This window comes from Pedobacter sp. GW821-FHT01D05 (assembly GCF_059422505.1).
In genome coordinates this window covers 163,748-172,739 of record NZ_JBWKXA010000003.1, presented here as the reverse complement: position 1 = coordinate 172,739, position 8,992 = coordinate 163,748, and the positions used below count along the sequence as shown (strand labels likewise).

General features: G+C 36.9%; 11 protein-coding genes. 8 read left to right on the top strand and 3 right to left on the bottom strand.

What is annotated here, in order from left to right; translation table 11 throughout:
• Positions 1–174 precede the first annotated feature (174 nt).
• The gene (gene tnpA / locus AC07VK_RS12890; protein WP_492952512.1) at positions 175–636 is read left to right on the top strand and encodes an IS200/IS605 family transposase; all 462 of its coding nucleotides are present in this window, start codon (positions 175–177) and stop codon (positions 634–636) included.
• Positions 637–672: 36 nt separating this feature from the next.
• On the top strand, positions 673–1,431 hold the full coding sequence (locus AC07VK_RS12885) for a lysophospholipid acyltransferase family protein (RefSeq protein ID WP_492960922.1): 759 nt from the start codon (positions 673–675) through the stop codon (positions 1,429–1,431).
• A gap of 136 nt (positions 1,432–1,567) precedes the next feature.
• On the opposite strand, the gene AC07VK_RS12880 is transcribed toward AC07VK_RS12885, so the two are convergent.
• Both AC07VK_RS12880 and AC07VK_RS12875 read right to left on the bottom strand, forming a co-directional pair.
• Positions 1,568–2,317 carry a LytR/AlgR family response regulator transcription factor gene (locus AC07VK_RS12880; RefSeq protein ID WP_029276707.1) on the bottom strand — a complete coding sequence of 250 codons (750 nt, stop codon included), beginning with the start codon at positions 2,315–2,317 and terminating at the stop codon, positions 1,568–1,570.
• Between the two features lie 53 nt (positions 2,318–2,370).
• Entirely contained in the window at positions 2,371–3,402 is a 1,032-nt protein-coding gene (locus tag AC07VK_RS12875) for a sensor histidine kinase (RefSeq protein WP_492952510.1), read from the bottom strand.
• A 262-nt stretch (positions 3,403–3,664) separates the two neighbouring features.
• Here AC07VK_RS12875 and AC07VK_RS12870 point away from each other — a divergent pair, with 262 nt between their 5' ends.
• The 4 genes from AC07VK_RS12870 to AC07VK_RS12855 all read left to right on the top strand — a co-directional run bounded on the left by AC07VK_RS12870 (position 3,665) and on the right by AC07VK_RS12855 (position 7,323).
• Complete coding sequence (locus tag AC07VK_RS12870; protein ID WP_492952509.1) at positions 3,665–3,922, top strand: hypothetical protein; 258 nt, start codon at positions 3,665–3,667, stop codon at positions 3,920–3,922.
• A gap of 5 nt (positions 3,923–3,927) precedes the next feature.
• Entirely contained in the window at positions 3,928–4,836 is a 909-nt protein-coding gene (locus AC07VK_RS12865; RefSeq protein WP_492952508.1) for an ABC transporter ATP-binding protein, read from the top strand.
• A gap of 1 nt (position 4,837) precedes the next feature.
• Positions 4,838–5,635, top strand: a complete 798-nt coding sequence (locus tag AC07VK_RS12860; RefSeq protein ID WP_492952507.1) for an ABC transporter permease — start codon at positions 4,838–4,840, stop codon at positions 5,633–5,635.
• A 119-nt stretch (positions 5,636–5,754) separates the two neighbouring features.
• Positions 5,755–7,323: a M28 family metallopeptidase gene (locus AC07VK_RS12855; RefSeq protein ID WP_492960920.1), complete on the top strand. Its 1,569-nt coding sequence runs from the start codon at positions 5,755–5,757 to the stop codon at positions 7,321–7,323.
• A gap of 100 nt (positions 7,324–7,423) precedes the next feature.
• On the opposite strand, the gene AC07VK_RS12850 is transcribed toward AC07VK_RS12855, so the two are convergent.
• Positions 7,424–7,654 carry a response regulator transcription factor gene (locus AC07VK_RS12850; protein WP_057931491.1) on the bottom strand — a complete coding sequence of 77 codons (231 nt, stop codon included), beginning with the start codon at positions 7,652–7,654 and terminating at the stop codon, positions 7,424–7,426.
• Positions 7,655–7,944: 290 nt separating this feature from the next.
• Between AC07VK_RS12850 and AC07VK_RS12845 the strand changes: the two genes are divergently transcribed.
• Together AC07VK_RS12845 and AC07VK_RS12840 are read left to right on the top strand one after the other, a co-directional pair.
• Positions 7,945–8,313, top strand: a complete 369-nt coding sequence (locus tag AC07VK_RS12845) for a hypothetical protein (protein ID WP_492952505.1) — start codon at positions 7,945–7,947, stop codon at positions 8,311–8,313.
• A gap of 3 nt (positions 8,314–8,316) precedes the next feature.
• On the top strand, positions 8,317–8,964 hold the full coding sequence (locus tag AC07VK_RS12840) for a hypothetical protein (protein ID WP_492960918.1): 648 nt from the start codon (positions 8,317–8,319) through the stop codon (positions 8,962–8,964).
• The last annotated feature ends 28 nt before the right edge of the window (positions 8,965–8,992 follow it).

The window sequence follows — 8,992 nt, the reverse complement described above, 5'->3', positions numbered from 1 at the left end:
TGCATCAGCACTTGTTCTATAGCGTCATTTGTTTTAAATTGCTAGTGCAATCCCTAAATATTAAATCATCCTAAAAATTATTAATGTCCAGTATGGACATTTCCTCGGTAGAAATTGCAGATGGCAATTTTCGTTCCGTAGGAACGTTTGATTATGATTTAAATTTAGAACGCTATGCCGAATACCTATACCCAATTACACATTCAGTTTGTTTTTGCCGTTAAATTTCGGGCCTCATTAATTCATAAAGATTGGAAGGAAAGGCTTTTGAAATATATCACAGGGATATTTCAGTCAAATAACCATAAAATGATCCAGATCAATTGTATGCCGGATCATATTCACATCTTTATTGGTATGCGGCCGCACCAATCCATTTCCAGCCTGATCCAGAATGTAAAAACAGAAAGTTCAAAATGGATTAACGATCAGAGATTTTGTAAAGTTAAATTTGCCTGGCAAGAAGGTTATGGCGCATTCTCTTATTCAAAAAGCCATATTCAACAAGTTATTCAATACATCCAAAACCAGGAACAGCACCATAAAAAGAAGAGCTTTTTAGAGGAGTACACCAGTTTCTTAAAAACGTTTGAGATTGAATACGAAGAAAGATACATCTTCAAAGAACCAGAATAATTTATTATTATCTTTGCCAACTATTCAATCACCCAGATGAGCAAGCTTTTCGGATATATTTTAAGCCCTATTTTTTATATTTTCTTTGGATTAACACTTTGTATCTTCCACCCTATTCAATGGATTTGCTTTAAGCTTTTTGGCTATAAGGCGCATAAGGTTTCGGTAGATATCCTTAATTTTTTCCTAACCTACTGCCAGATCTTTCTATTCAATTCAATCAGTTTTAAGAATGAATACGATTTACCGACAGATAGACCAATTATTTTTGCTGCGAACCACCAGAGCATGTATGATATCCCTTCGTTAATTTGGTTTTTAAGAAAACACAGCGCAAAATTTATCTCTAAAATTGAGCTTACCAAAGGTATTCCATCCATATCCATTAACCTGCGTTTAGGCGGTGGGGCTAACATTAACCGAAAAGATAACAAACAGGCCATTTCCGAAATCATCAAACTTGGTCGTAGGATGAAAGAAAACAATTGGAGCACTGTTATTTTCCCGGAGGGAACCCGGGCGAAAGATGGTCAGTTGAAAACATTTCAATTTGGGGGTATTGCAACCATATTAAAGGTAGTTCCTAATGCCTTGGTTGTTCCGGTAGCCATAGAAAATTCGTGGAAAATTGTTCGCTTTGGCATGTTTCCGTTAACTACTGGCAATGCGCTAAAATGGACGGTTTTAAAACCGATAGAACCAGGCTTAAAAACGCCGAATGATATTACGCTAGAAGCAGAAAACGAAATCAGGAAAGTTTTAGGTCAACCAATGGCACAGCCTGCTGTCTTATAGTTTTTATTAATCCCTTTAAAGATCCTTCGACTCTGCTCAGGATGACAATCGCGGCAGGATCATTCCGTGGTTTTTGTGCTTCGGTGGCAATTAAAAGGTTAATTTTTTGAACTGGTTTAGCACTTACACCAACGCCCTAAATGTTCTTATTTCCGATCACCCTGAAAAATTCATCACGGTAGGTATCGCCAACAGGGATAATCTTCTGATTGATGGTAATGCGGCTACGCTCGATACTTTCAATTTTATCAACAGCCACAATATAAGATTTGTGCACCCTGATAAACTGACCTTGAGGTAAAGCTTCTTCCATCTTCTTCATACTCTGTAGCGTAATTACACGCTCATCTTTCGTAAAGATCGAAATGTAATCTTTTAAACCTTCGATGAATAAAATATTATGCAGATAAATTTTTTGAATCTTATGTTCTGTTTTAACGAAAATATAATCTTGCACAGGATTTGCTGAACCAGAAAACGGTGCAGGTGTAACGATAGGCTGTGCTACACTTGCAGGGGCTTCAACAGGTTTTACCTGATTATGTACTTTTTCCACGGCTTTATAAAAACGGTCGAATGCGATTGGCTTTAACAAATAATCCGAAACATTTAGGTCGTAACTTTCTAAAGCATACTGTGGGTAAGCAGTAGTTAATATGTAGTGGCATTTATTGCCAGCGATTTTTAAAAACTGGATTCCGGTAAGCTCAGGCATCTGAATATCTAAAAACACAAGATCAATCCCTCCGCCCTGAACAATCTGCAAAGCTTCAATAGGGTTTTCGCACCTTTTAACCATGGTTAAAAAAGGCACTTTCGAAATATAATCCTGTAAAATATCAAGCGCTAAAGGCTCATCATCAACAACAATACAGTTTAAGTTCATTTTAGGTTATTATTTTAATTAATGATTTATCCGGTTTATGTTTGGTTATCGGATTATATATCAATCATCAGTTCACAGGTGTAATGAGTAGCCGAATTTACAACATTTAATTTATATCTATCAGGGTAAACCAATTGTAACCGTCGTTCTACATTGGTTAAACCAACCCCTCCCTGTGCATCTTTATTCTGTTGGTTCTTTTTATTCACTACGCTAAAATGCAAAATCTTCTGGTTGGCAATGATATTAATTTTTACCGGTTCGGCCGGATCGGTTACTACGCCATGTTTAAATGCATTTTCTACAAACGAAATCAACATTAAAGGAACAATTTTTTGATTGTCAATTTCGCCGTTTAAGGTAAGTTCTATATAGGCGCCATCTTTAAACCTTATTTTTTGCAGTTCGATATAACTGGTTAAATAGTCTACTTCTTTGCTTAATGCTACTGTTGGTGTATTGCTCTCATAAATCATGTAACGCATAATTTCCGAAAGCTTCATAATGGCATCGGCAGTTTTATCCGATTTTTGATAGGCCAGTGAATAAATGTTATTGAGCGAATTGAAAAGAAAATGTGGGTTTAGCTGCGATTTTAAAAACTGAAGTTCCATTTCGCGGCGTTCACTTTCTAGGTTACGTTGGATACGCTCGTTAGAAAACCAATCAATAATAAATTTAATAATACAACTGCTGATCAGGAAAAAACCAGAGAAAAAGGCCGCATTCAAGGCAAAGCTATTCACAGAAAAATTGTGCACCTCTTTTTCAGTTCTATAAGTCAACAGTTCTTCGGGGTTAAGAACCGCTAGCACCGTTTTCAAAAACGTACCTGCAATAAGCAACAAGAAGAATGAAAGGAAGTAAATCCAGTATTTTTTCTGTCTCTTTATCAATTCAGGTATTAAGAAAATATAATTGATATAAAAAAGAGAAACGTTGATAATACCGATTACACCAAAAGATAAAAAATAATCTTTCATTGTTGCGCTACCTTCCCTGAATACAGACATGGCAATCAGGAACATAAAGATCAATCCCCAGTATATAGTATGTAAAATTAAAGGACCCCTGCTTTGTTTCATTGGTTATTCATTAAATATTCTTAAAGCTGGTACAAGTTAAAATAACACGTAATAGCTTCATGCATCCAAAGTAAATAAACTTTCAATTTAAACCGAACACAATCTACCAACGGGCATTTTTTTTCTACCAACGGCCCAATAGGCAAATTTTATCGACAAACGCCAAAAATGTCTGTTGATCTAGAATCTTGAACACTTGGTATAATAGATTTTAGCAGCTTGTTTTTCTTGAGTTTCTTTGAATCATCAAAACGAAAACAAAATGAAAACATCATCAGCAATCAACTTAAACAATCAAACAGTAATGGCTGATGATAACTTCACAGCCTCTCAAATAAAACTATCGATCATGAAAAAGTTAGCAAACACATCACCATTTTTACTTTTATTATTACCTGTATTTATGATGATTATTTTAACACTTACGGTTAGCACCAGTCAGAATGATGCAGAAATAGTTGTAAAACCTACAAAAACATCTGGTTCCGTTGTAAAACAAGTAACTGCCATTTTCAAATAGAAACAATGGGTAATTACGCTATCGAAACAGTAGGTTTAAACTTTAACTTCGGCAACCAGATTATTGTAAAAGATCTCTCACTACAAGTACCCAAAGGTAGTATTTATGGCTTTTTAGGCCCAAACGGGGCTGGAAAAACAACCACCATAAAAATCTTGCTTAACCTGCTCAAATCGCCTTCTGATCAGGTTTTTATCTTCGGTAAAGAAATAAACAGTAATCGTATTGCTACCCTTAAACGCATTGGCGCTTTAGTAGAACAGCCAGCCATTTATGGGCATTTAACAGGAAAAGAAAACCTTATTAACCGCTGTATTCTGTTAGGCATAAAAAAAGCCAAAGCTGATGAAATGCTGTCGCTAGTAGGTTTGGCAGATGCAGCAAATAAAAAAGCCAGTAAATATTCATTAGGCATGAAACAACGGCTGGGCATTGCGCAGGCACTAATTTCAGATCCCGAATTACTCCTGTTGGATGAGCCTACAAATGGTTTAGATCCAAATGGCATTATTGAGGTCCGGAACCTCATGATCGATTTAGCCACAAAACACCAAAAAACAATATTGGTTTCAAGCCACTTATTGGCAGAAATAGAAAGAACAGCCACCCATGTTGGCATCATAAACAAAGGTCAATTATTATTTCAGGGTACAATTAACGAACTTCATTTACTAAGCAAACCAATGCTCGAAATCGAAGTCGACAATATCGAAAATGCAAGTTCCCTTTTAACCAAGTCGGGTTATGAAATTGCCACAAAAACCGATAAGGTAATTACCATACCCTATACTTCCCCACAAAAAAGTGGAGAACTAAATACATTCCTTATCCAAAATGGTTTCACGGTAAGCAGTCTTTATCAACAACGAAAAGATCTCGAAAATTTATTCCTTGATATTACCAAAACAAACTAACATGCACGCTCTTTATATTTCTTTAATATCAGAATTTTACAAATCCAGAAAAACCTTAGCCTTCTGGGCAGCTATATTATTACCAGTTATTATATGCGGATTAATCAGCTTTGGTTTTTATTCCGACGCAGAGAAAATCATCGGCAACCACTATCCTCCAATAATATTATGGGCACATTACAGCGGTGCAGCACTCGGCGTAATGGGATTTTTGATAATGCCCTTCTATGTTATATTCATGGCCTTCTCGGTCAATAATATCGAACATAAGAACGATACCTGGAAAATGTTATTTGCCCAACCCTTAAATAAATTTTCGATTTATGCCGCAAAATACCTGTATGCGGTCCTGTTAATATTTATCTGCTTATTCTTATTTGCTACACTTACCTATGCCTTTGGCCATTTATTACAGGTATTGTTGCCTAAGCTTAATTTTAATCAATACAACCCGCTAAATATCCTAGTTAACTCTTACGGCAAATTATTCTTATCATCTTTAGGCATTTTATCGCTACAGTTTATATTAAGTTTGCTATGGAGCGATTTTCTTAAGCCAATGGGCATTGGCTTTATTGGCACCATTATGGGCATTATTACCGCAAATGTGGGTTGGAAATATGCTTACCTGATCCCTTATTCATTACCTGCCTTATCTTTAAAGATGACCAAGGTAAAAAAAGGAGGCGATCCGCTGGATTTTCCGGTTTTTACGCAGGAAATATGGACAAGCTTGATTTATGCTTTGGTTCTTTTCATTATTGGCTACTTTATCGTAACTAAAAAGAGCATAAAATAATTTCAATCTGTAAATTTCTTGTCCTGTACAATGCGATATGTAAAAATCTCATTGGATAATAATTTGAAGTGGTTTAAAGTGTATTTTAGATCAAAATCAACCACCAAATTATTCATAAAATGATCAAAAAATTTACAATCACAGCAATGGCCTTTGGCCTGTGCTTTTCAGCTTTTGCACAAGATACCCCTGATGCAGCTGTAGTACAAAAAATAAGAAAGGAAGGTTTAGAAAATTCGAAGGCAATGGATATTGCTTTTAATTTAACAGATGTAAGCGGTCCCCGTTTATCAAACTCTCCAGGATTAAAAAAAGCACAGGATTGGGCTGTGAAGCAACTTACCGATTGGGGATTAAAAAATGTACACCTTGAAGCCTGGGGAACTTTCGGTAAAGGCTGGCAGATTGATAAATACTATGCCGCCACCACCCTTCCTTACTACCATGCCATCATTGCCTCTCCTAAAGCATGGACACCTGGTACAAATGGCCCAATCAAATCGCAGGTCATTTTAATCAAGGCCGATAGTGTTGCCGATTTAGCAAAATATAAAGGCAAATTAGCCGGAAAAATCATTATGATGGATCAGGGTACCCCGCTAACAAGTGGCGTTAAGCCCGATTTTCTGCGCTATGCCGATACTACTTTGGCACAAATGGCCGCAGCAAAACCACAAACTGCAGGTCCAAGACAACGCCCTGCCGGCGGACCAATGGCTGATAGAATGGCGCAAATGATGAAAATGCGTGAAATCCGTGCGGCAATGAGCGCCATGCTGGTAGAGGAAAAAGTTGGTTTAATTTTAACTTATGCCCGTGGAGGACAGGGGACTTTTTTTACCAGCAACGGGGCTTCTTATGCTTTAGATGCAAAACCAGTATCGCCTGAACTTGAAGTTGCAGCAGAAGATTTCTTGCATGTATTGCGTCTTTTACGTGCTGGCAAGCCTGTAGAAATTGAAGCCGATATCAAAACCTCTTTTTATGATCAGGATCCTCAGGGATATAACGTAATTGCCGAAATACCCGGAACCGATAAAAAACTAAAAGATGAAGTGGTAATGATTGGTGGGCACTTCGATTCGTGGCATGCGGCAACGGGCGCTACAGATAATGCAGCAGGTTCTACCGTAATGATGGAAGCCATGCGTATTTTAAAAGCGATAGATTTTAAACCGAAGCGCACCATCCGTATTGCACTTTGGAGCTCGGAAGAGCAAGGTTTATTTGGATCAAGAGGTTATGTAGCAAAACATTTCGGCGATCCGAAAACAATGGTATTAACGCCAGATCAGAAAAAAATATCAGCTTATTACAACCTCGATAATGGAACAGGGAAAATCCGCGGTGTATATTTACAGGGCAATGCAGCGGCTGGTCCGATTTTCCAAAGCTGGTTAACACCTTTTAACGATCTTGGTGCAACCACCATCACTATCAATAATACAGGTGGTACCGACCACCAAGCATTTGATGCCGTAGGCATACCGGGTTTCCAGTTTATTCAGGATCCTGCCGATTACAATACCCGTACACACCATAGCAATATGGATACTTATGATAGACTTGTTGAGGATGATTTAAAACAGGCAGCAACCATTATTGCTTCTTTTGTTTACAATACTTCGCAGCGCGAAGCACAGATTCCAAGAAAAGAACTGCCTGCTCCGCAACCCGCAAGGCCCTAAACACAAAATACAACGCATAAACACAAGCCTGCTGATTTGACTTTAGTATCAAATAGCAGGCTTTGCTGTTTAGAATGAGAGGTTATGCGTATTTTAACCCTTATAAGGATAATATTCTTTCTTTAAAGGCCCAAACAATTAATTGATAAGAATTTTTAAGATCGAGCTTTCTTACCATATTTCTTCGGTGCGTATTAACGGTATGCTCGCTGATAAAAAGCATTTCGCCAATTTCTTTACTGTTGTAACCCATTGATAACAGGTGTACAATTTCAACTTCCCTTTCGCTGATCGAACTGTGATTTTCCCGTAGCAGGATATTGTTTATCATTTTTGAAAGAATTAAATGGTTAAATGTTTTCTATATCAATCTTCACATCAAATAGACTTTTTTTTGAATAAGTTCAAAATAATTGTTTTTCTGGGGTAGACGGCATTAATATGTTATAACCGCAAATTATTCAGCTGTTATTGTATACCAAAAGTAGTGGTACCGCGCAATTCCGCGTTAGCGCAAAACACCCTAAATAGAAGGGTATTTTTACGGTATTTTAATTACAAATAGCTCTTGCCGAAACCCTTATTATTATCGATTTTTAGAAAAAATCAAACAATAAATTTATGAGTCAAAAATTAAATTCGGAACCTATCGATAAGAAGGTTGCGCAGGCCATGGTTGATGCCTATGCCGTAGAGGCAAGAAAATTTCCAAAATCTTTCACCAAAGCAGTATGGTTTCCGGCAGAACAGATATTAGAAATTGCAAAATCAATGAGCGAAGGAAAATATGATGGTTTAAGGCTTTATTTTGCGCAATATACCGATGTTTTACCTGAAGGCGTAAAAAGTGGGTACGTAGGTAAAAACACTTTATTATTGGTACCTACAACTGCATGCGAAAGCAACGACGACGAACATGAGGATAATCCTGATGATATTGGAAACAGAGGCCAGGGCTGCCCAGATTTTTGTGAGGGAACGAGTTTATAAACAATGAGGTACTTATCTCCCATATTTATAGCAGAGCTTATTTGCCTAATAGCAGCCATTACCATAATATGGAAAGACAAGCATGCATTTGGGAAAGTGATTACCTGCTATTTAGCCATTGCATTAATTACTGAAGAGGTTGCTGCTTATATGGCTATTAGAGGCATACACAATTTATGGCTCTTTAATATTTTTATATTTTTTGAAATCAGCACAATATTATATGGTCTTTACCACTGCTTAAAAGAGTATACCAATCCCAAACCTATATTTATTATAGGTGCGGGTATTGTATACCCGATGTATTTTAGCTTTTTCATCAACCATCCCTTTGCTGATTTAAACACGATTACAATTACTGTAATGTCAGTCGTTTTCACACTTTATTGCCTCTATTATTATTACTTGCTATTAAAAGATGAAAACTTTATCGAGATCAAAACTCACCCCGAGTTTTGGTGGGTAACAGGCGTTCTATTTTATTACTTCGGTAGCACCATGTCGAACATCTTTGATGGATTGTTTACCGTTAAGATTATAGGTCATGTTACTTTAAGATATTGTATTTATATCGTATTAAACCTTATTTTATGTAGCTTTTGGTTATATTCCTTTATATGCAGAATGAAACAACAAAAATTGCAATCTTAGTCGCTATCTCGACGTTGATATTCCTGCT

What these genes read in the sequence shown, in the direction of transcription:
- AC07VK_RS12840 (WP_492960918.1), top strand. Translation starts at nt 8,317, where the DNA reads ATGAGGTACTTATCTCCCATATTTATAGCAGAGCTTATTTGCCTAATA.
- AC07VK_RS12875 (WP_492952510.1), bottom strand. Translation starts at nt 3,402, where the DNA reads ATGAAACAAAGCAGGGGTCCTTTAATTTTACATACTATATACTGGGGA.
- AC07VK_RS12855 (WP_492960920.1), top strand. Translation starts at nt 5,755, where the DNA reads ATGATCAAAAAATTTACAATCACAGCAATGGCCTTTGGCCTGTGCTTT.
- AC07VK_RS12885 (WP_492960922.1), top strand. Translation starts at nt 673, where the DNA reads ATGAGCAAGCTTTTCGGATATATTTTAAGCCCTATTTTTTATATTTTC.
- AC07VK_RS12880 (WP_029276707.1), bottom strand. Translation starts at nt 2,317, where the DNA reads ATGAACTTAAACTGTATTGTTGTTGATGATGAGCCTTTAGCGCTTGAT.
- tnpA (WP_492952512.1), top strand. Translation starts at nt 175, where the DNA reads ATGCCGAATACCTATACCCAATTACACATTCAGTTTGTTTTTGCCGTT.
- AC07VK_RS12845 (WP_492952505.1), top strand. Translation starts at nt 7,945, where the DNA reads ATGAGTCAAAAATTAAATTCGGAACCTATCGATAAGAAGGTTGCGCAG.
- AC07VK_RS12860 (WP_492952507.1), top strand. Translation starts at nt 4,838, where the DNA reads ATGCACGCTCTTTATATTTCTTTAATATCAGAATTTTACAAATCCAGA.
- AC07VK_RS12865 (WP_492952508.1), top strand. Translation starts at nt 3,928, where the DNA reads ATGGGTAATTACGCTATCGAAACAGTAGGTTTAAACTTTAACTTCGGC.
- AC07VK_RS12870 (WP_492952509.1), top strand. Translation starts at nt 3,665, where the DNA reads ATGAAAACATCATCAGCAATCAACTTAAACAATCAAACAGTAATGGCT.
- AC07VK_RS12850 (WP_057931491.1), bottom strand. Translation starts at nt 7,654, where the DNA reads ATGATAAACAATATCCTGCTACGGGAAAATCACAGTTCGATCAGCGAA.